This is a genomic window from Acerihabitans arboris, from assembly GCF_010131535.1.
Classification (GTDB): Bacteria; Pseudomonadota; Gammaproteobacteria; order Enterobacterales; family Enterobacteriaceae; genus Acerihabitans; species Acerihabitans arboris.
Genome location: NZ_WUBS01000012.1, coordinates 112,333 through 134,730, shown reverse-complemented (window position 1 = coordinate 134,730; position 22,398 = coordinate 112,333). Strand labels below are relative to the sequence as shown.

The following is a 22,398-nucleotide window of genomic DNA, read 5'->3' as shown; positions in this document are numbered from 1 at the left end:
TCGGACCCGGCACGCCGGGGGCTGCTGCGGCAGGGCGGCCGGAAAGAGGCCGCGTCGATGCGGGTGCCCTGCCGATGGCGGGTGCGGCGGAACGAATCCAGCCGGCCCGCTCAGCAGAGTTCCAGCTTGACCTCGGACTGCTCGATAATGCTCATCACGCTCGGCGGGGGCATCTGGTCGGTGAACAGGAAATCCACCAGCGACATTTTACCCAGGTTCACCATGGCGTTACGGCCGAATTTGGAATGGTCGGTAACCAGCATGACGCAGCGGGAGTTGTCGATAATCGCCCGTTTAGTGCGCATTTCATGATAATCGAACTCCAGCAGAGATCCGTCCATATCGATACCGCTGATGCCGAGAATGCCGAAATCCAGGCGGAACTGGGAAATAAAATCCAGCGTGGCCTCGCCCATGATGCCGCCGTCGCGGGTACGCACTTCGCCGCCGGCCAGGATCAGGCGAAAATCCTCCTTGGCGGTCAGCAGCGTGGCGACATTCAGATTGTTGGTCACCACCCGCAGGTTTTTATGGTTCATCAGGGCGTGGGCCACCGCCTCGGGGGTGGTGCCGATATCGATAAACAGCGTGGCGCCGTCCGGGATCTGGCTCGCCACCCGCTGGGCGATGCGCGCTTTTTCCGCCGACCACATGATCTTGCGATCCTGGTACGCCGTATTGACCGAACTGGACGGCAGCGCCGCGCCGCCATGGTGACGATGAATTTTATTATGCTCGGCCAAATCATTCAGGTCGCGCCGGATAGTTTGCGGACTGACCGAAAAATGCTCCACTAGCTCTTCGGTACTGACATAACCCTGCCGCCGTACCAATTCAATAATGGCATCATGCCGCTGCGTTTGCTTCACGTTAGATCCTCTGCTGCCCCAACCCCTACCGCCGGCGACCGGTCCCGGTCGCGTGGCGCGTATCCCAGAAAGCCATTAATAACCCGATGACCAGCCCCGCCACATGGGCAGCATTGGCAACGGCAATGCCGAAAACATCGAAATAACCGGCGATAAGCCACAGCAGGGCAAATACGATTACGCCGCGCGGCATCATCAGCGGGCTGGCGGGATGCTTCTCGCCATACCACCATACGTAGCCCATCAAGGCATACACCACGCCGGAAAGACCGCCGAACAGGGCGCCGCTGAAATGGGATTGCACCAGGCCGCTGACCACCGCCGACAGCAGGGTCAACACCGCCAGGGTCGTCACGCCGCGATACTTTTCCACGGCGCTGGCGAGATACCACCACCACACTATATTGAACAATAAATGCAGCAGCGAAAAATGCAACAGAATATGGCTCACCCACCGCCATACCTGCAGGTAACGGGACGGGCCGGACGGGAACGCCAGCCAGTACATGACGACATCGTCACCGAAGATGTTCATTAAAACAAACACCAGCACGCAGCATAAAAATACGCTGAGGGTCAAGGGCCCCGCCTGGCTACGCAACGCCGGCAGCCAGGACGCGCGCTGGTAATGGAACCGGCCCCGGTCGGCGCTGCCCGTCCGCCAGCTGGCGGCCTGGTAGCGCGGGTGCATCGGGTCCAGCAGGAACGTCTCCAGCGCCGCCTCGACGCGCGGCAACTCCTCGTCATTTTCCAGCCATAGCTCGGCTGCCCTGCCCTGCTGCTGCATTTCTATCGTCACGCCCTCGGTTTTCATATAGTCGATAAAAGCCTGGGCCAGGCGGGCATTTGACAAGGTCGTTACACGAATCATAGCGTTGGGGCGAGTCCTTTAATCATGTTATCCGGTCGCCGGCGATGGCGGGCAACGTTGTGCCTGCATAATGGCGGCATAGTAACGGCATAGTAACGGCATGGTACCGGTAGTACTGGCATAGTGCCCGGCGGTAGTGCCCGGCGGTAGCGCCCGGCACTAAGCATAATCGGCTGATTACTATCATAACATGATCCCCGCGCCATCCCCCACTATGGCATAAAAAGCCACTCGCCGATTTTTTGTTTACTTTTGTTTAAGGCCATAACCTATGATTCCGATCACTTTCTGCGACATAGCTCTCAATTACTTTTGAATAAACCGGGGTTTCCATGCCAATGGAACAAAAAATGTTTTTAGAAGAAAGACGAAATCACATCCTCGCGTACCTGGATAAACATGAGCGCGCCACGGTGGAGACACTGGCGCAAACCTTTGCCGTGACCAGGGAAACCGTGCGCAGTGATTTAAACGCCCTGGCAAGGATGGGGCTGCTGCGGCGTTGCCACGGCGGCGCGCTGGTGCTCAGGCGCTGCCTGCAGTCGGCGCTGATCCAGGATACCGGCGTCAGCGTGGAGGTCTTGTTAAAACGGCTGGTTAGCCAAAACAAAAAAACTCAGCCAAAGGACAAAGGAAAAAGCGTGGAAGGTAAAGTCTGTATTTTGGGTTCATTCAACGTGGATATCGTCGCGCGGGTCGAGCGTTTCCCCAAAGGGGGCGAAACGCTGCTGGCCACCGGCAGCACCCTGGGACCCGGCGGCAAAGGCGCCAACCAGGCCATGGCGGCCAGCCGCGCCGGCGCCAATGTGCATTTTGTCTCCAAAGTGGGTAAAGACCAGTTCAGTCAATTTGCCTACGACCACCTGTCGGCATCGGATATCCACTCGTTTACCTTATATCAATCCGACACCGAGCCGACCGGCAATGCCATTATTTATGTTTCCCAACAGGATGGCGAAAATATGATCGCCATCCATCCGGGCGCCAATAAATTTATTACCGATGATGAAGTGGCGGCCATGTCCGACGATCTTGCCGATGCCGGGGTACTACTGGTGCAGATGGAAAATAATCTGCCAGCCACCTTAAAAGTCATGAAGCTGGCGAAAGAATTAGGCGTCACGGTGATATTAAATCCCGCGCCTTATTCGCCAGAGGTATTTGAATGCCTGGAATATGTGGACGTGATTACGCCTAATGAAACGGAAGCCAGCTTATTATCCGGCATTGAGGTGATAGATATGGCCAGCGCCAAACGGGCCGCGCAAAAAATTACCGATCTGGGCGCCCGCAAAGTGATTATAACCATGGGCGCGCGCGGGGCACTGCTGCAGGACGGCAACCATTTTCATCATATACCGGTATTTCCGGCGTTAAGCGTCGATACCACCGGTGCGGGGGATGCCTTTAACGGCGCCTTCGCCGCCGCCACCGCCATGGGACAAAGCATGGTCCAGGCTGCGAACTACGCCTCGGCGTTCGCCTCGCTGGCGGTGGAGCTGGAGGGCGCGGCCAATATGCCGACCGCCGAGCAGGTGCATACCCGGATGGCGTCGCGTTAACAGCAGGAAGAATCTGGCGATGCCGGCGTTTGAGCCGTATTGCCGTTAAAAAAAAGCGGGGCGCCCGGCGCTTCGCACAGGAGATCGCAATGAAAGAAATTAGCGGCATCGTGCCCGTCATGTTAACGCCGTTTACGGCGCAAAATGAGATTGATTATCCAGGCCTCGGCCGCCTGATTGAATGGTATCTGGCGCAGGGCGTGGATGCGCTGTTCGCGGTATGCCAGTCAAGCGAAATGCAGTTCCTCAGCCTGAACGAGCGCGTGGACCTGGCCAAATATGTGGTGCGCAAGGTCGACGGACGCGTGCCGGTCATCGCCTCCGGCCATATCAGCGACGAGCTGGGCCAGCAGAAGGAAGAACTGCTGGCGATGGCGCAAACCGGTATCAGCGCGCTGGTGCTGGTCACCAATCATCTCGATCCCCGTCAACAGGGCAGCGAAACCTTTTACGACCATCTTAACCGGCTGCTGGACGTGTTGCCAAAGGAACTGCCGCTGGGATTATATGAATGCCCGGCCCCTTATCGCCGCCTGCTGAGCGATGAGGAACTGCGTTATTGCGCCGACTCCGGCCGGTTCGTGGTGCTCAAGGATGTCAGCTGCGACCTGGACACCGTCACCCGTAGGGTCAAACTGGTGGCCGGCACGCCGCTGGCCATTATCAACGCCAATGCGGCCATCGCCTATCAGGCCATGCTGGCCGGCTCCAAAGGATTCAGCGGCGTCTTTACCAACTTCCACCCCGAACTGTATCATTGGCTGTACCACCAGGGCGGCAAACACCCTGAACTGGCCGGGGAACTGGCGGTATTCCTGTCGCTGTCGGCGGTCACCGAAACCCTGGGCTATCCGAAAAACGCCAAAATATACCATCAACGCATGGGCACTTTCGACAGTGAATATTGCCGGGTCAATAAAGATAACGTGCTGGAGAAATTTTGGGGACTGACCGTTATCCTCGATCAAATCCGTACCGGCACCGAGTTTTATCAACAAAAAATTAAAGCATAACGCCTTATTATTTTTATTCCCCGTCGCTTGCCGATGGGGAGTTTTTAAGAAAACGTTTTAACCACCATGGCATTGATTATCCATCTGGATGGTTTTTCCAGGATAGTTAAAATTTATCTCAGCCTGTTTACAGACGAGACTTTATTATGAAAGAAACACTCTCCGTTCCCGCGCAAGCCGAGGCGATTGCCCCGGCCAAACCTTATTCCCGCCTGCGTTGGGGGTTCGTAACCTTGTTATTATTGGCGGCTATCGTTAATTATCTCGATCGCGCCAACCTGAGCGTAGCCAATACCACTATTGCCCGGGAGTTTGGCTTCTCCTCCACCGAAATGGGCATGCTGCTGTCGGCGTTTTTATGGCCCTATGCGCTGGCCAACCTGCCGGCCGGCTGGCTGGTGGATAAGCTGGGCGCCAAAAAGATGTTCGCCGGCGCGCTTGGCCTGTGGTCAATGTTTACCGCGCTGACCGCTTTTGTTAACAGCTATAGTTTTTTTTATGGCATGAGAATGCTGATGGGCATCAGCGAATCGCCGTTCTTTACCTCGGGAATAAAAATCACCCACCGCTGGTTTGCCCAGCGCGAGCGCGGGCTGCCGACCTCGATTATCAATACCGGTTCACAAATCGCCAATGCCATCGCGCCGCCTATCCTGACCGCATTGATGCTGACCATCGGCTGGCGCGGTATGTTTATCGTTATCGGCGTGGCCGGCCTGCCGTTGCTGCTGGCCTGGATCAAGTTTTACCGCGATCCGGCGGCGCGCGAGGAAGCCATGATCCATGGACAGGCGGGCGCCGTGGTTGCGCGCGATGAAACCCAGCCTAAAGCCAATTGGGGCAGTCTGTTCAAGAGCAGGACCACCTGGTTTATGATCCTCGGTAACTTTTCGATCATGTTTACCATTTGGGTTTACCTGACCTGGTTGCCCAGTTACCTGGAAAAATCGCTGGGCTTTAGCCTGAAGCAGACCGGCTGGATTGCCGCCATTCCCTTTTTTGCCGGCATCCTGGGCGTACTGTGCGGCGGCGCCATCTCCGACAGGTTTATCCGCCGGGGCATGAACACCGTCACCGCGCGTAAAATCCCCATTGTGTGCGGCGCGGCGCTGGCGGCCTGTTTCGTGGCGCCCATTCCTTTTGTCCAGAGCACGCCGGTGGCGATACTGCTGCTGACCCTGGGGTACTTCGCCTCGCAAATGCCGTCCGGCGTCATCTGGACGCTGGCGACGGATATCGCGCCGAAACAGCAGGTGGCCTCGCTGGGCGCCATCCAGAACTTTGGCGGATTCCTGGGAGCGGCGATTGCGCCGATAGCCACCGGCGTTATCCTGGATAAAACCGGCGCCTTTACCAACGTATTCCTGCTGGGAGCAGGGCTGCTGATGCTGGGAGCGTTAAGCTACGGACTGTTCGTCAAGGAACCGGTAAAAATCGCGTAAGCCGTTATTTAAACACCAAGCGACGGGCCTGACGCGCCATGGACCTCTCTGGCGACTTGCAAAGGTCGCTTCGGCCCCATGGTACGTTATCCCTGCAATAAGCCGGGTTTAAGCCCGGCGCCGGTCAACCGGCCGCCGGGGAGTCCACTTCGGAGGGAAAGGCCTTCTGCCAGGCGTCAAACCCGCCGTCAATGCTATACGCGGCATTAAAACCCTGTTGCAATAGATATTGCGCCGCGCCTTTACTGCTGTTGCCGTGATAGCACATCACCATTACCGGGCTGGACAGGTCGGCTTGTTGCATAAATGTGCCCAAAGTTTCGTTGGTCAGATGAAAAGCCCCGGTGGCATGGCCGACGGCAAAACTTTGCGGATCGCGGATATCCACCAGTATTGCCCCACCCTGCCGCCAGCGCTCACGCGCCTGCTCTACGCTTATCGCCTCAAACTGTTCCATCGCCCGTGCCGCCTCGTTTGTTAACGTCTTTTCCACATATAGTAAACATAAATTGATACCTGCGTCACGCATAGACGTTTTTTTCAGCACAGGCCTTGGCGCTGATGTTGGTTTTCGATTACAATTATGAGCGAAAACGAAAATAAAAGAACCGTAACGAACATCCGGAGGAAGGTAACGTGGAAACCAAAGACTTGATCGTGATCGGCGGCGGCATCAACGGTGCCGGTATCGCGGCAGACGCGGCGGGGCGCGGCCTGTCCGTGCTGCTGCTGGAGGCGGAGGACCTGGCCTGCGCGACCTCTTCCGCCAGTTCAAAACTGATTCACGGCGGCCTGCGCTATCTCGAACATTATGAGTTTCGTTTGGTCAGCGAAGCGCTGGCGGAACGCGAGGTGCTATTAAAGATGGCGCCGCATATCGCCTTCCCGATGCGCTTTCGCCTGCCGCATCGCCCGCATCTGCGCCCGGCCTGGATGATCCGCATCGGGCTGTTTATGTACGATCATCTAGGCAAACGCACCAGCCTGCCGGCCAGTAAAGGGTTGCGTTTTGGCCCGGATTCGGTGCTCAAGCCTTCCATCGTGCGCGGTTTTGAATACTCCGACTGCTGGGTGGACGACGCCCGGCTGGTGGTGCTGAACGCGCAGGAAGTCGTGGCCAAGGGCGGCGAGGTGCGCACCCGCACCAAAGTGACCCGCGCCTGGCGCGAGAACGGGCTGTGGACGGTGGAAGCGCAGGACGTGATTACCGGCCAGACCCTGGCCTGGCAGGCCAAAGGCCTGGCCAACGCCACCGGCCCGTGGGTAAAGGAATTTATCGACGACAGCCTGAAGCTGCCCTCCCAGTACGGCATCCGTTTAATCAAAGGCAGCCATATCGTGGTGCCGCGCGTGCACAACGGCCAGTACGCCTTTATCCTGCAAAACGAAGACCATCGCATTGTGTTTGTTATTCCGTGGCTGGATGAGTTTTCCATTATCGGCACCACCGACGTGGAATATCACGGCGACCCGAAAACGGTGCATATCGACGACAGCGAAACCGACTATCTGCTTAACGTCTATAACGCCCATTTCAAGCAACCGCTCAGCCGCGCGGATATCGTCTGGTCCTATTCCGGCGTGCGTCCGCTGTGCGATGACGAGTCCGACTCGCCGCAGGCGGTTACCCGCGACTATACGCTCTCGGTCACCGACGATCACGGCAGGGCCCCGCTGCTGTCGGTATTTGGCGGCAAGCTGACCACCTACCGCAAACTGGCCGAGCACGCGTTGGAAAAACTGCATAAATACTACCCCAACGCCAAACACGCCTGGACCAAAGGCGCCGTATTGCCCGGGGGCGATTTTAACGGCTCGCGCGACGATTATGCCGCCGAACTGCGGCGCAAATACGCCTTCCTGCCGGAAAGCCTGGCGCGGCGCTACAGCCGCACCTACGGCACGCAAAGCGAGCACATCATCAAGGGCGCGTCCACGCTCGCGGATTTGGGCGAACATTTCGGCCACGAACTGTACGAAGCGGAGCTGCATTACCTGGTGGAAAAAGAATGGGTGGTCACCCTCGACGACGCCATCTGGCGCCGCACCAAGCTCGGCATGTGGCTGGATGACGCCGAAAAACAGCAGGTGGGCGAATGGCTCGCCCATCATGCCAGGGGCGGAAGAAAGCTGTCGCTGGCTTCTTGAGGATTGGAGGCGATATATAGACCGGGGACGATAAATGCAGGGTTCATCATGCTCTCGTCAAAGATTATCACCACTACCTGGATTCGACAGTGCCGCGATTTAACCGGCACATGTCGAATTATGAACCTGCTGCGTGCAATTTCTTGTGCGGTTTAACTCTTGCCTGCGAATAAACGGGCTATTTTATGTTCAACGCCATAGGAGGCATCAGCAAGCTCTTTTGCCGTTTGCCCCTCCTGGTTACGGGCTGTGATATCGATGTCAGGATATTTAAGCAATGCTTCAACACTGTTCACGTACCCTTCTTCCACCGCAATATGCAAGGGAGTATTACCCGCACTGTCTTTAGCATTTACCTGGATGTCGGGAAGACTGCGCAATGCTTCAATAACGTTGTCAAAACGCTGTCTTGCCAAGCGGTGTAGTGGGAATTCAAATACAAACGGACTATATAGTTTCTCACTAAAATCAACACCTATTTTTATTAACGCATTTATAATCCTTGGCTGATTCCGCATTGCAGCCAATTCAATTACCCGGGATCCATTTTTAGAGGAAACATCCCAATTCTTTTGTCCATGCAATATCAGCAGTTCAATTATTGCGAAATAGTGACGTTGCGCGGCTAATTCTACAATTGATTCTGACATGTGATCATTGTTATTAGGAAGTCCATCTGCAAGGTTACGTTGCACTTCATTATTTACCTTTTGGCCTTCTTGCTCCAGTAAAAACCTAACTCTATTTGGCTCGCCAAAGTTAACCGCATGATAGAGGGCGGTATGCCCGTACTCATCCCGCTGATTTGTATCACATTGCCCGGAATCGATTATTTTTTTGATAGTAGCAATTTCAGCCCCCGTGGCAAAGAGATGGCACAAAATCGGCGAATGGTTAAATATTTCTCTATGAAGTCCTATATTTACACCAGGATAATTTAATATATTATCAATAGCAGAAATATTATTTTTACGGATGGCACTTCCAAAGGCGAATGACAAATCGTGGGAAAAATTATACGGTAAAGCAGTAGCTTTATTATTAGAATTTTTAACAGGTTCATTCATTTCAAGGAGGATATTTAAAATATCACCCCTATCATGCCTCACCGCCGCCTGAATCATCGGAGGATACCCACCTTTATCATAGATATTAAAAATGCCTCCTTCCATTCTAATAAGATTTTTCAGCGCATGGGTATGATTGTTTTGAATGCGAATAATATGATCAGCAATATGGTATTTTTCCTTTTTATCAATTTTGAAAAAAATATGACTGGCCGCCTTCCAAGTTTGTTTGTTGAGATCGGCTATCCTCAGCATATCCTCGGATTTCAATTTTCCAAGAATTAGCTCAATCATTTCTTGTGGTAAGGAAGTGTAGCCAATAGTAGAAGCACTTTGTCCCACATAGCTTAATGCGTCGATAAAAGAAGGTTGGTTTTTATCTATGCGCCCATTGGAGGCATGGAGAGAATCCGGTGCCCTGGTACTGCCTGCAATTGTTTCACCAATCATTTTTTCCTGATATATCTATTAGTTTATATAGCGATTGAATTAGGTATGTTTTGGGGGTATTACAAAAAAAAGAGTAATAACTTATAAAGATTCTTTCAAGAATTTATTAATATATGTTTTTTTATTTTAGTATTGATGAGCCCCCGTTTACTTGGAGACATTTTTTCTTTCGGCCATGAAAGTACGAATCGGATCTGCACATTTTGTTAAAAGAAAGGGGTCACTCAACGACCACATTTGGCGCCGCATCAAACCTGGCATGCGGCTTGTTGATGCCGGAAAAAAACGTGGACCGATGGAGGGGCGCAAGCTAGCGCTGGCATCATAAGGGTGATTGGGCTAAATCACCGGGAAGGGGCATCACCTTACCCAGGATTTTCTTTTTTATATATAGGGACCGGCGCGACGGCCGGGCCCATTCATCGTTTACCCCTACAGCCTGATCGGCTTCACATGCCAAATCTCATCCGCGTATTCCTGGATGGTCCGGTCCGACGAAAAATACCCCATGCTGGCAATATTCATCACCGCCCGCCGCGTCCACTCCTCCGGCTGCTGATAGAGATGGTCCACCCGATCCTGGGTATCGACATAACTGCGGTAATCCGCCAGCAGTTGGTAATAATCGCCGAAATTCACCAGCGTATCGAACAGGTTACGGTAGCGATTGGCATCGCCCGGGCTGAACACGCCGGTGGCGATTTGGGTCAGGGCCTGGTTAAGCTCGGCGTCCTGCTCGTAAAACCGGCGCGGGTTATATCCGTCGCGGCGCAGCGCCTCCACCTGCCCGGCGGTATTGCCGAAGATAAAGATATTCTCCTCGCCCATGCGGCTGCCCATCTCGATATTGGCGCCGTCCAGGGTGCCGATGGTCAGCGCGCCGTTAAGCGCAAATTTCATGTTACTGGTGCCGGAAGCCTCGGTGCCCGCCAGGGAAATCTGCTCGGACAGATCCGCCGCCGGAATAATCAGCTGCGCCAGGCTGACGCTATAGTTGGGGATAAACACCACTTTCAGCCGGTTTTTCACCAGCGGATCGCTATTGATCACCGACGCCACATCGTTGATTAAATGAATAATCTGCTTGGCCATATGGTAGGCCGAGGCGGCCTTGCCGGCAAAGATATTCACCCGCGGCACCCAGTCGGCGTCCGGATCCTGCTTAATCCGGTTATAGCGGGTGATGATATGCAGCACGTTCATCAGCTGACGCTTGTACTCATGGATGCGCTTGATTTGCACATCAAACAGCGCCGCCGGGTCGACCACCACGTTAAGCTCTTTGGCCATATAAATGGCCAGCGCTTTTTTATTTTCCAGCTTGGCCTTTTGCACATCCTGGATAAAGGTGGGGAAATCAATATGGGATTTGATCTCTTCCAGCTGGCTTAAATCGGTACGCCACATCTGGCCGATGGTGTCGTCCAGCACCGCCGACAGCGGCCGGTTCGCCAGCGCCAGCCAGCGCCTAGGCGTGACGCCGTTGGTTTTATTGCAAAACCTGTCCGGGAAAATATGGGCAAAATCGGCAAACAGCGATTGCACCATCAGATCCGAATGCAGTTCCGACACGCCGTTGACCTTGTGGCTGGCAATCACCGCCAGCCAGGCCATGCGCACCATGCGCCCATTATGCTCGTCGATAATGGACACGCGCGCCAGCAGGTCGGGGTCGTCAGGAAACCGCTCCTGCACGCCATTGAGGAAATGATCGTTGATCTCAAAAATAATCTGCAGCTGACGCGGCAGGATCTTGCCCAGCATATCCACCGGCCAGGTTTCCAGCGCTTCGCTCATCAGGGTATGGTTGGTATAGGAAAACACCTTGCCGACCACGTCCCAGGCCTGTTGCCAGGTAAATTTATGTTCGTCGATCAGCAGGCGCATCAGTTCAGGGATCGACAGCACCGGATGGGTATCGTTAAGGTGAATCGCTATTTTGTCCACCAGGTTGTCGAAGGTCTGGTGCATCATCCAGTGACGATTCAGGATATCCTGCATGGTGGCGGAGACTAGAAAATATTCCTGGCGCAGGCGCAATTCGCGGCCTGAATAGGTGGAATCATCCGGATACAGCACCCGGGAAACGTTTTCAGAATAGTTTTTATCTTCTACCGCGGCGAAATAATCGCCCTGGTTGAATTTGCCCAGGTTGATTTCGTTACTGGCCTGGGCGCTCCACAGCCTTAAGGTGTTGGTGGCGTCGGTATCGAAACCGGGAATAATCTGGTCGTAGGCGCAGGCCAGCACTTCCTCGGTCTCCACCCAGCGGGTTTTGGCCCCCTCCTGCTGCACCCGGCCGCCAAAACGCACTTTATAGCGGGTCGAGTGGCGCGGAAACTCCCAGGGATTGCCGTATTCCAGCCAGTAGTCGGGCGATTCCGCCTGCTGCCCGTTGATAATATTCTGCTTGAACATGCCGTATTCATAGCGTATGCCATAGCCCCGCCCCGGCAACGCCAGCGTCGCCATGGAATCGAGGAAACAGGCCGCCAGCCGCCCCAGACCGCCGTTGCCAAGCCCGGGATCGTTCTCCTCCTGCAGCAGGTCGTCCAGCTCAAACCCCATATCCTCCAGGGCGGCCTTGGTGTCGTCATAAATGCCCATGGCCAGCAGCGCGTTGGACAGCGTCCGGCCAAGCAAGAACTCCATCGACAGGTAATACACCTGGCGCACATCCTGCGACAGCTGCGCGCGATTGGAGCGCAGCCAGCGCTCCACCATCCGGTCCCGCACCGCCAGCAACGTGGCGTTCAGCCACTCATGCTTGTTGGCAACGGAAGGGTCCTTGCCGATGGTAAACATCAGCTTATACGCGATCGAATGTTTCAGCGCTTCGACGCTAAGCGTGGGTGACGCATAAATAAACGGAGAGTTCATGGCATTCGTTCCCAATCAGTGGATATCTACAACCGTTGATAAAGAGACTGATAAGCCCGTGCGGCGACATGCCAACTGAAATCCAAACCCATCGCCTGACGCTGGACATAACGCCACAGGGCAGGCCTTGACCATAACACAAAAGCGCGGCGAATTGCCCGCTGCAACGCGCCGGCGGTGGCATCCTCGAAGACAAAACCGCTGGCGATGCCGTCGGACAGATTTTCCAGCGAACTGTCGGTCACCGTGTCCGCCAACCCGCCGGTGCGCCGTACCAGCGGCAGGGTGCCGTATTTCAGGCCGTACAGCTGCGTCAGGCCGCAGGGCTCGAACCGGCTCGGCACCATGATCACGTCAGCGCCGCCGATAATGCGGTGGGAAAACGCCTCGTGATACCCCAACTGGACACCCACCTGGCTGGGATATTCCGCCGCCGCCGCCAGGAAACCCTGCTGCAAGGTGGCGTCGCCGGCGCCCAGCAGCGTCAGCTGGCCGCCCTGCTCCAGCAGGTCCGGCAGCACCTCCAGCACCAGGTCCAGTCCCTTCTGGCTGGTCAGCCGGCTGACCACGGCGAACAGCGGCACCTTCTCATCCACCGTCAATCCCATGGCGGTCTGCAGGTGGCGCTTGTTGTTCACTTTCGCCTCCAGCACATCGCGGTTATAACGCGTGGACAGCATGGCGTCGTGGGTCGGGTTCCAGATGGCGTCGTCCACCCCGTTCAGGATGCCGGTAAGCCGCCCCTGGGACTCCAGCGACGCCAGCAGCCCCTCCATACCGTAACCGTAGGCCGGCTGGGTGATTTCCCGGGCGTAGGTGGGGCTGACGGTGGTAACGTGATCGGCATAAAACAGCCCGGCCTTCAGATAGGAGATCTGGCCAAAAAACTCCATGCCATAGGTCTGGAAATAATCGTCCGGCAGGCCCAGTTCAGGCAGATGTCGGGCGTTAAACAGTCCCTGGTAGGCCAGGTTATGCACGGTGAACACCGATTTTGCCGGCCGTCCCTTGGCCGCCAGGTAGGCGCAGGTCAGGCCGGCGTGCCAGTCATGGGCCTGCACGATATCCGGTTGCCATGCCCTGTCCAGCCCGCTGCCCATTTCAGCGCCGACCCAGCCCAATAGCGCAAACCGCAGGTAGTTATCCATGTAGGCATACTGATCCTGGTCATGGTACGGGCTGCCGGGACGATCGTAGAGATCGGGCGCATCGATAAGATAGATGCCGACGCCGTTGAAACGGCCATATAATAACGTGACGCGGCGCGAGAACGCCTCGAATTCATTGACCACGCGGGTACCCGGGATACCTTTGCGCAAATCCGGAAACGCCGGCAACAACACCCGGACGTCATCCCCTTCCACAATCTGAGCCGCGGGTAACGCCCCGACCACATCTGCCAGTCCCCCGGTTTTCAAGAGGGGAAACAGTTCAGAACAAACATGTAAAACCTGCATTATCGCTCCCGTTAAGGCTTATTATTTTTGACTGTATGGCTACAGGCCTTCCTAATTGACGTTGGCCAACATCTTTCGTGTTACCAGTACGATTCCTTCCTCAGAGCGATAGAATCGTCGTTCATCGTCCGCGGCGTTTTCACCGATCACCATGCCTTCGGGTATTTCGCAGGCGCGATCGATAATGCAGCGCCGCAACCGGCAAGAGCGTCCCACGATCACATCCGGTAAAATTACCGCGCCGTCCAGCGTGCAGAATGAATTAACGCGCACGCGGGGAAACAGCACCGAATGCGTGATATGCGCACCGGAAAGAATGCAACCGCCGGAAACCAGTGAGTTCAGGGTCACGCCATGATTACCGGCCCGATCCTGGACAAATTTGGCCGGCGGCAGCGGTTCCATATGCGTGCGTATCGGCCAGTTTTGATCGTACATATCCAGCTCCGGGGTTATCGAAGCCAGGTCTAGATTCGCCCGCCAGTACGCGTCCAGCGTACCCACGTCGCGCCAGTAGGGCGGCGTCGCGTCATCTTCGGCGGAAGAAACGCAGGAAAGGGTAAAGGGATGCGCCCAGGCTTCGCCCAGGGCGGTAATTTTCGGGATAATGTCCTTGCCGAAGTCGTGATTGGATCCTTCGGTTTGCATATCCTCTTCCAGCAGCTCGAACAGATAGTCGGCGTCAAATACATAGATGCCCATGCTGGCCAGCGCCAAATCCGGGAAGCCGGGCATCGCCGGCGGTTCCGGCGGTTTTTCGACAAATTCCAGCACGCGGTATTCATCGTCGACCGCCATGACGCCGAAGTCCCTGCCCTCCAGGCGGGGAACCGGCAGGCAGGCCACGGTGCATTTGGCGCCCTTTTCCACATGGTCGATCAGCAGGCGGGAGTAATCCATTTTATAGATGTGATCGCCGGCCAGGATCACGATGTATTTGGCGCGATAGCGCCGGATAATATCCAGGTTTTGCGATACCGCATCCGCCGTGCCGCGATACCAGTGTTCGGTGGCGAAACGCTGCTGCGCGGGCAGCAGATCGACAAATTCGTTCATCTCCTCGTTGAGGAAAGACCAGCCGCGCTGGATATGCTGCACCAGGGTATGGGACTGATACTGGGTGATCACGCCGATCCTGCGGATGCCGGAGTTCAGGCAGTTGGACAGCGCAAAATCGATAATACGGAACTTACCGCCGAAATGGACCGCCGGTTTGGCGCGCTTGGCCGTCAGGTCTTTTAACCGCGAGCCGCGCCCGCCCGCCAGGATCAGCGCAACGGACTGGGTCGGCAATTGTCTGGCCAGCATCACCGGGTCACTACCTTCATACCTAACCATCGCCGTCTCCTTATCGTTGCTTTACCAGCACATTGACCGTCTGGGCCGCCACCGGTAAGCGGCGCGCCGATCCCGATTGCCATGGCTGCTGGAACGGTGCCGCCAGCGTCCACCTCCCCTCAGGTAAGGTCATTTCACAGGCTTTTGTAGTGGCGTTGATCACAAACAGGTAATCTTGTGACAGGCGGATCTGCAATCGATGCTCGCCCTGTTCCCACTCCCGCGCGCCCAACGCCTTGCCGTATTCGTCCAGCCACTCCACCGTGTGCGGGTCGTTTTCCGGCCACCAGCGGTTTTCCACCAGGGCGGGGATGCGCTGGCGCAGACGGATCAGCCCGGCGGTAAAACGCGTCAGTTCGGCATCCGCGCGTTGCCAGTCAAGCCAGGTCAGTTCGTTGTCCTGGCAATAGGCGTTGTTATTGCCCTGCTGGCTATGGCCGAACTCATCCCCGGCCAGCAGCATCGGCGTGCCCTGGGATAACAACAGCGTCGCCAGCAGCGCGCGCTGGCTGGCGCTGCGCCTTTCCCGGACGTCCCGCCCGGCGTCAAGGCCTTCATGGCCGTGGTTATCGCTATGGTTATCCCAGGCGCCGTCGCGGTTGTCCTCGCCGTTGTCCAGGTTATGTTTTTCCCCGAAGCTCACCACATCCTGTAAGGTAAAACCGTCGTGCGCGGTCAGCATATTGACCGTGGCGCACGGCAACCGCCCCTCGTGGTGAAACAGATCGCTGGAGGCGGCAAAACGGCGGGCGAATACCCCCGGCGCCAGGTCGCGCTTAAGCCAGAAACGGCGCATGTCGTCGCGAAAGCGGTCGTTCCATTCCGCAAACGGCGGCGGGAACCGGCCGACCTGGTAGCCGCCGGGGCCAATATCCCAAGGCTCGGCGATCAGTTTGCAGCCGTTGAGCGACGGATGGTCGTTGAGCGCGGCGAACAACCGCGCGGCGGCGGTGAATTCCGGCGTGCGCCCCAGCACCGTGCCCAGATCGAAACGAAAGCCGTCGACATGGCACGCCTCGCGCCAGAAACGCAGGCAATCCAGCACCCAGGCGGCCACATCGGGATTGTCGAGCCGCAGCGTATTGCCGCAGCCGGTCCAGTTTTGGTAATCCCCGCGCTCGTCCAGCCAGTACCAGCCGGGGTTGTCGATACCGCGCATCGAGAGCACGGGCCCGGTCAGGTCCAGCTCCGCGCTGTGGTTAAACACCACGTCCAGGATGACTTCAATCCCGGCCAGATGCAGGGCCATGACCATGGCGCGAAACTCGTCCAGCGCCGACAGGCCCCCATGGCCGCTGGCATATCCCGGCTCCACCGCATAGGGCGCCAGCACGTTGTAGCCCCAGTAATTACGCAGTCCCAGACGTTGCAAACGCGGTTCGTCCACGTGCTGCTGCACCGGCAGCAGCTCGACGGCGGTAATACCCAGTTCCCGCAGATACGCAATCATCACCGGATGGGCCAGGGCGGCGTAGCTGCCGCGAAGCCCGGCCGGGATCCCCGGATGCAGGCGGGTCAGGCCGCGCACATGGGCTTCGTAAATCACCGTCTTGCCCCAGGACGTCGCCGGCGGCCTATCGCCGCGCCAGTCATAGCGCTCATCGACCACCAGGCTTTTCGGCGCCGCCGGGGCGCTGTCGGCGCAGTCCGGGGCCTGGCCCGGGTCGTACAGCGACGGATGGTCGCCGACCGCGCCCTCGAGCGCGCGGGCGCACGGATCGATCAGCAGCTTGGCCGGATTAAACCGCAGTCCCCGCGCCGGCTCGAACGGGCCGTGGATCCGATAGCCGTAACGCTGGCCGGGTTTGGCGCCCGGCAGGTAGCCATGGCGGATATTACCGGTCCGCCCGGCCAGTTGGAGTTGCCGCTCATGGCCTTTCTCGTCAAACAGGCATAACACCACGCGTTCGGCATGGGCGGAGAGCAGGCTGAAGTTGACGCCTTTGCCGTCAAAACTGGCCCCCATCGGGTCGGCTGAACCACCGGACAGCGTCTCCATTAATTCTCCCGTACCAGGAAAATCGTCGCCAGAGGCGGTACGGTCAGCAGGAGCGAATGCTCCCGGTGATGGCTGGGAATGTGTTCGCTGTGCAGTTCGCCGCTGTTGCCCAGGTTGCCGCCGTTGTAATAATGGGAATCGGTATTAAGCGCCTCGCGCCAGCGGCCAGGGGACGGGATGCCGATGCGATAGCCGGGACGGGGCACCGGGGTAAAGTTGCTGACCACGATCATCTCGCCGCCGCTGGCGTCGCGGCGCAGGAACGCGAAGACCGAGTTTTCGCTGTCGTCCGCCACCAGCCATTCAAAACCGTTATAGCGGTAATCCACCTCATATAACGGCGCATGGGTGCGGTAGCACTGGTTTAAATCGCGTACCAGCCGCTGCACGCCGCTGTGCATGCCGTCCGGGTCGTCGAGCAGATGCCAGTCGAGGCTGAAGTCATGATTCCATTCCCGCAGCTGGGCGAACTCGTTACCCATAAACAGGAGCTTTTTACCGGGATGTCCCCACATAAAGCCGTAATAGGCGCGGACATTGGCGAACTTCTGCCACATGTCGCCGGGCATACGGTTGAGGATGGAATGCTTGCCGTGCACCACCTCGTCATGGGACAGCGGCAGCACGAAGTTCTCGCTGTAGGCATACACCATGCTGAAGGTCATCTGGTGATGATGGTATTTGCGATGCACCGGATCGAGCTGCATATATTTCAGCGTGTCATTCATCCAGCCCATGTTCCATTTATAATGGAACCCGAGGCCGCCATTTTCCGGCGGCGCGGTGACGCCGGAAAACGAGGTGGATTCCTCGGCCACGGTGATGGCGCCGTCGCGCTGGGTGCCCAGGTTATGGTTGGTATAGCGCAGGAAGGCTATCGCCTCGAGGTTTTCGTTGCCGCCATAATGGTTAGGCACCCATTCCCCGGCCGGCCGGCTGTAATCGCGGTAGATCATCGAAGCCACCGCATCGACGCGTAAACCGTCGATACCGTATCTTTCCAGCCAGAACAGCGCGTTGCCCGCCAGGAAATTACGCACCTCGTTACGGCCGTAGTTATAGATCAGCGTATTCCAGTCCTGATGCAGCCCTTCGCGCGGATCGGCGTATTCATATAATGAGGTGCCGTCGAATTTCGCCAGGCCGAACTCGTCGCCGGGGAAATGGCCCGGCACCCAGTCGAGCAGCACGTTGATGCCCGCCCGGTGGGCGGCGTCAATCAATACCCGGAAGTCCTCGGGCGTGCCGAAACGACGGGTGGGCGCATAGATACCCAGCGGCTGGTAACCCCAGCTACCGTCAAAGGGATGTTCGTTAATCGGCAGCAGTTCGATATGGGTAAACCCCATATATTTGACATAACCGACCAGCTGCTCCGCCAGTTCCAGGTAGCTGAGCCAGAAATTATTGTCGGCGTGGCGTCGCCAGGATCCCAAGTGGACTTCATAAATGGAGATCGGCTGGTTAAAGGTATTGGCCGCGCTTCTGGCTGCATCCGGCTCGACTATCGGCGGCAACCCCCTGGTCAGGGAGGCGGTCTCGGGGCGCATCTGCGCCTCGAAAGCGTAGGGGTCGGCTTTCAGGCGCGTTTGGCCGTGGCAATCGATAATCTCGTATTTATACAGCTGCCCGAGGGTAACGGCGGGCAAGAACAGTTCCCAAATACCGTTTTCGCGCCGCTGACGCATCGGATGCCGGCGGCCGTCCCAATAATTAAACTCGCCGACCACCGATACCCGCTGGGCATTGGGCGCCCAGACGGCAAAACGCATGCCCGCCACCCCGTCCAGCTCGTCCGGATGGGCGCCGAGGCGTTCATAAGGGCGTAAATGCGTGCCTTCCGCCAGCAGCCAGCTATCGATATCCTGCAAAAGCGGCCCGAAACGGTACGGGTCTTCGATGATATGGGTATGCTCATGCCAGGTGACGGCTAATTGATAGGTAAAAGGTTTTTTACGCCGGCCTAATTGCGCCATAAACAAACCACGGGCATCCTCACAGGTTAATTCTGTGATCTTGCGCCCATTTTTTTTATCAATAAGTGCTACCGCGCTGGCGTCCGGTAATAAAGCGCGCACCACCAATCCTTCGCCAGTGATATGCATGCCTAATAATGAAAACGGATCGGCATAACGGCCGGATACCAATGCTGTAATGACCTCATGGTCGGGAAATCCTGACATGGTGTTATTCCTTTGATTACTCCATGAAATACAAGAATATTTCCAAAAAAATTACCAGATGTTTAAAAAACCCCTTGGTTTCCCTAATGCACGTCCCCCTCGCCGGAGGAACCGGCGCGGGTAGAAAGAAGCTGTGCAGAGATCCCGCAAGCATTGATTACATCTTGTTCGCAATCATAGATCTCACAATAATAAGCATAGACAAAGGTTTAGAAGAAAGAATAACCCCGGTGATAAAATTTTTATTTTCTAATAAACCGTTGATAAATTTTGGGTTTGAAAAAAAGATTCTTATATTAATCATCGCAATATGAAAAAAGCGACTTTACATAAAGGTTAAAAAAGTGAAATTATTTAGCTTATTTAATTTAAAGTGCGTTAAAGCGGGGAATTAGCGAGGGTAATCAAAGCCCATCCGCCGATGACGGACGGGCTGGTTTGTCAGAAGCGTCGAATCAGGCCAGTAAGCGCAGCATACGCCGCAATGGTTCCGCCGCACCCCATAACAATTGATCGCCCACGGTAAACGCGGAAAGATATTCCGGCCCCATGTTCAGTTTGCGCAGCCGTCCGACCGGCGTTTTTAGGGTCCCCGTCACGGCGGCCGGCGTCAGTTCCCGCATCGACAGTTCGCGATCGTTGGGCACCACATTGACCCAATCGTTATGGGTAGCCAGCATCTGTTCGATTTCCGGCAGGCCGACGTTACGCTTGAGCTTGATGGTAAACGCCTGGCTATGGCAACGCAGCGCGCCGACCCGCACGCACAGGCCGTCAACCGGGATAACCTGGCGGGTATTGAGTATTTTGTTGGTTTCGGCCTGGCCTTTCCATTCTTCACGGCTCTGGCCGTTGTCCAGCTGTTTGTCGATCCAGGGGATCAGGCTGCCGGCCAGCGGCACGCCGAAGTTATCCGTAGGCAGGGCGCCGCTGCGGGTCAGCGCCGTTACTTTACGTTCGATATCCAAAATGGCCGAGGCCGGATCCTGCAGCTCTTTAGCCACTTCATTATGCAGCTGGCCCATTTGCACCAGCAGCTCACGCATATGGCGCGCCCCGCCGCCAGACGCGGCCTGATAGGTCGCCACCGACACCCAGTCGACCAGATCGTGGGCGAACAGCCCGCCCAGCGACATCAGCATCAGGCTGACGGTGCAGTTGCCGCCGACAAAGGTTTTGACGCCGTCGTTCAGGCCCTGCTGGATTACCGCCTGGTTCACCGGGTCAAGGACGATGATGGCGTCGTCCCGCATGCGCAGCGAGGATGCCGCGTCGATCCAATATCCCTGCCAGCCGATTTCCTTCAGCTTCGGATAGATTTCGTTGGTATAATCGCCGCCCTGGCAGGTGACGATAATATCCAGGGCGCTAAGCGCGTCCAGATCAAAGGCATCCTGCAACGTCCCTTGCTGCCCGCCGAATACGGGCGCGGCCTGGCCATGCTGGGAGGTTGAGAAGAATACCGGACGGATGGCGTCAAAATCGCGTTCTTCGTTCATGCGTTGCATGAGCACCGAACCGACCATACCGCGCCAGCCAATAAAACCAACGTTTTTCATGTTAACTGTCCTGCCTTGGAGGGTGACAAAGGATATTCTGGCGTAAGCCGCAGCATAAGCTTGCAGGCTATACAATGACCACCTTACAAAATGTGGCCGAATAGCTGCAAGCGAAATTAATCGATAAGGAAAACTTTTTCAGCAGTTGTGCTAATAATCACCCTGCGCGCGAAAATCAGGGATAAAAAACTGAATAAAAAGAGGCGATAATGACTGAAATGATTTCGGCAACCGTATTGCTGTTTTTAATAATGGATCCGCTGGGCAACCTGCCGATTTTTATGTCGGTGTTAAAACATCTCGAACCGAAACGGCGGCGGGCGATCGTGATCCGCGAGCTGTTGATTGCGTTATTGCTGATGCTGTTATTTTTGTTTGCCGGTGAAAAAATCCTCTCTTTTCTTAACCTGCGTTCGGAAACCGTGTCGATCTCCGGCGGCATCATCATGTTCCTGATTGCCATTAAAATGATTTTCCCTTCCCAGGAGGGCAGCAGCAGCGGACTGCCGGCCGGTGAAGAACCCTTCCTGGTGCCGCTGGCCATTCCGCTGGTGGCCGGGCCGTCGATTTTGGCCACCCTGATGCTGCTGTCCCACCAGTATCCGCACCAGATTAATCATCTGGTGCTGGCATTGCTGATAGCCTGGGGGATGTCGGTGTTTATCCTGATGCAATCGTCGCTGTTTATCCGGCTGCTGGGCGACAAGGGAGTCAACGCGCTGGAACGCCTGATGGGGTTGCTGTTGGTGATGCTGTCCACCCAGATGTTCCTGGATGGGGTGCGATCCTATCTTCGTGGTTGATCGGGGCAACGCCGTTAATGAGACGACATCTATTTACCGCCATGAAGTGATGGCGGCGCGGCCTGATGACCGCGCCGGCCGCCGCCCGACTTACGCGTCCGGCCGCATGCGCCGCCAGAAATCGTTGGACGCGGTGCTGTCATAAAAGGCGGTGGCGTCGACCATTCGCTTGCCTCGCACCGTAAAAAACCACGCATAGCTGTTACGGTAGGGTTTGTGGTCCCGCGCCGTCCCGGCGGCATCGAAATGCACAATGACGGTATCGCCGTCGGCATAGATATGCCGGACGTCAGGAATCAGCCGCCCCGACATGCGGGCGTTGAAAGGCCGGATCACATTCGCCAGGAAATCCTCGCGGCCGTGATAGGTTCTTGATGCCAGGGAATTACCCGCTATGGTCCAGGTGGCGTTATCGGCGAGGTGATCATCAGGGCTGCCGGTGCCGTTTTTCCAGTCGTCGAACCCGGCGGCGATCGGCGCCTTGTTTTGCGCCTCACGGGTATCTGCCCGGGCCACGGCGCTGTGCGCCGGTATCATAAAACCCAGGCCAAGCCCGAACGCCAGGGCAAGAAAATCGCTGAGAACCGGAGCAAGGAAACCATTATCCGCTGCGGCAGGCTGGTTCCGCTGCTGGTGGAACATGTAGCCGAGCATGAGGGAATCTATATGCATTACGGCCATCGGAATGCAATGCCGCTGAGGGTACGGACTTTTATCGAATTTATGATAAGACGCGTGGCGGGCAATCGCCTTTTTT

General features: G+C 56.5%; 16 protein-coding genes. 5 read left to right on the top strand and 11 right to left on the bottom strand.

Annotated features, from left to right (window positions below):
* Window positions 1-110 precede the first annotated feature (110 nt).
* Window positions 111-869, bottom strand: a complete 759-nt coding sequence (locus GRH90_RS17065) for a DeoR/GlpR family transcriptional regulator (protein ID WP_162367164.1) — start codon at window positions 867-869, stop codon at window positions 111-113.
* Between the two features lie 25 nt (window positions 870-894).
* Window positions 895-1,740, bottom strand: coding sequence for a rhomboid family intramembrane serine protease GlpG (gene glpG / locus GRH90_RS17060; protein ID WP_162367163.1), 846 nt, complete (start codon window positions 1,738-1,740; stop codon window positions 895-897).
* 350 nt (window positions 1,741-2,090) lie between these two features.
* Between glpG and GRH90_RS17055 the strand changes: the two genes are divergently transcribed.
* The 3 genes from GRH90_RS17055 to GRH90_RS17045 all read left to right on the top strand — a co-directional run bounded on the left by GRH90_RS17055 (window position 2,091) and on the right by GRH90_RS17045 (window position 5,757).
* Window positions 2,091-3,302, top strand: coding sequence for a putative transcription factor/ribokinase fusion protein RikA (locus GRH90_RS17055; protein ID WP_162367162.1), 1,212 nt, complete (start codon window positions 2,091-2,093; stop codon window positions 3,300-3,302).
* 89 nt (window positions 3,303-3,391) lie between these two features.
* Window positions 3,392-4,315: a Dap2 family DHDPS-related protein gene (locus tag GRH90_RS17050; RefSeq protein WP_162367161.1), complete on the top strand. Its 924-nt coding sequence runs from the start codon at window positions 3,392-3,394 to the stop codon at window positions 4,313-4,315.
* A gap of 146 nt (window positions 4,316-4,461) precedes the next feature.
* On the top strand, window positions 4,462-5,757 hold the full coding sequence (locus GRH90_RS17045) for an MFS transporter (RefSeq protein ID WP_162367160.1): 1,296 nt from the start codon (window positions 4,462-4,464) through the stop codon (window positions 5,755-5,757).
* A 124-nt stretch (window positions 5,758-5,881) separates the two neighbouring features.
* On the opposite strand, the gene glpE is transcribed toward GRH90_RS17045, so the two are convergent.
* Window positions 5,882-6,214: a thiosulfate sulfurtransferase GlpE gene (glpE, locus tag GRH90_RS17040; RefSeq protein WP_162367159.1), complete on the bottom strand. Its 333-nt coding sequence runs from the start codon at window positions 6,212-6,214 to the stop codon at window positions 5,882-5,884.
* Window positions 6,215-6,393: 179 nt separating this feature from the next.
* On the opposite strand from glpE, the gene glpD reads away from it, so the two are divergent.
* Window positions 6,394-7,905 carry a glycerol-3-phosphate dehydrogenase gene (glpD, locus tag GRH90_RS17035; RefSeq protein WP_162367158.1) on the top strand — a complete coding sequence of 504 codons (1,512 nt, stop codon included), beginning with the start codon at window positions 6,394-6,396 and terminating at the stop codon, window positions 7,903-7,905.
* Window positions 7,906-8,057: 152 nt separating this feature from the next.
* Here glpD and GRH90_RS17030 read toward each other — a convergent pair whose 3' ends face one another.
* The 7 genes from GRH90_RS17030 to asd all read right to left on the bottom strand — a co-directional run bounded on the left by GRH90_RS17030 (window position 8,058) and on the right by asd (window position 20,838).
* Entirely contained in the window at window positions 8,058-9,422 is a 1,365-nt protein-coding gene (locus GRH90_RS17030) for an ankyrin repeat domain-containing protein (protein WP_162367157.1), read from the bottom strand.
* Window positions 9,423-9,854: 432 nt separating this feature from the next.
* Complete coding sequence (gene glgP, locus GRH90_RS17025; RefSeq protein WP_162367156.1) at window positions 9,855-12,302, bottom strand: glycogen phosphorylase; 2,448 nt, start codon at window positions 12,300-12,302, stop codon at window positions 9,855-9,857.
* Between the two features lie 26 nt (window positions 12,303-12,328).
* Complete coding sequence (gene glgA / locus GRH90_RS17020) at window positions 12,329-13,759, bottom strand: glycogen synthase GlgA (protein WP_162367155.1); 1,431 nt, start codon at window positions 13,757-13,759, stop codon at window positions 12,329-12,331.
* Between the two features lie 51 nt (window positions 13,760-13,810).
* Window positions 13,811-15,097 carry a glucose-1-phosphate adenylyltransferase gene (gene glgC, locus GRH90_RS17015; protein ID WP_162367154.1) on the bottom strand — a complete coding sequence of 429 codons (1,287 nt, stop codon included), beginning with the start codon at window positions 15,095-15,097 and terminating at the stop codon, window positions 13,811-13,813.
* 10 nt (window positions 15,098-15,107) lie between these two features.
* On the bottom strand, window positions 15,108-17,096 hold the full coding sequence (glgX, locus tag GRH90_RS17010) for a glycogen debranching protein GlgX (protein ID WP_162367153.1): 1,989 nt from the start codon (window positions 17,094-17,096) through the stop codon (window positions 15,108-15,110).
* Window positions 17,096-19,279, bottom strand: a complete 2,184-nt coding sequence (gene glgB, locus GRH90_RS17005; RefSeq protein WP_162367152.1) for a 1,4-alpha-glucan branching enzyme — start codon at window positions 19,277-19,279, stop codon at window positions 17,096-17,098. The genes glgX and glgB overlap by 1 nt, the downstream gene beginning before the upstream one ends.
* Before the next feature lie 455 nt (window positions 19,280-19,734).
* The gene (asd, locus tag GRH90_RS17000) at window positions 19,735-20,838 is read right to left on the bottom strand and encodes an aspartate-semialdehyde dehydrogenase (protein WP_162367151.1); all 1,104 of its coding nucleotides are present in this window, start codon (window positions 20,836-20,838) and stop codon (window positions 19,735-19,737) included.
* Window positions 20,839-21,047: 209 nt separating this feature from the next.
* Here asd and GRH90_RS16995 point away from each other — a divergent pair, with 209 nt between their 5' ends.
* The gene (locus tag GRH90_RS16995; RefSeq protein ID WP_162367150.1) at window positions 21,048-21,641 is read left to right on the top strand and encodes a YhgN family NAAT transporter; all 594 of its coding nucleotides are present in this window, start codon (window positions 21,048-21,050) and stop codon (window positions 21,639-21,641) included.
* Between the two features lie 90 nt (window positions 21,642-21,731).
* On the opposite strand, the gene GRH90_RS16990 is transcribed toward GRH90_RS16995, so the two are convergent.
* Window positions 21,732-22,313: a nuclear transport factor 2 family protein gene (locus GRH90_RS16990; protein WP_218586259.1), complete on the bottom strand. Its 582-nt coding sequence runs from the start codon at window positions 22,311-22,313 to the stop codon at window positions 21,732-21,734.
* Window positions 22,314-22,398: the final 85 nt, after the last annotated feature.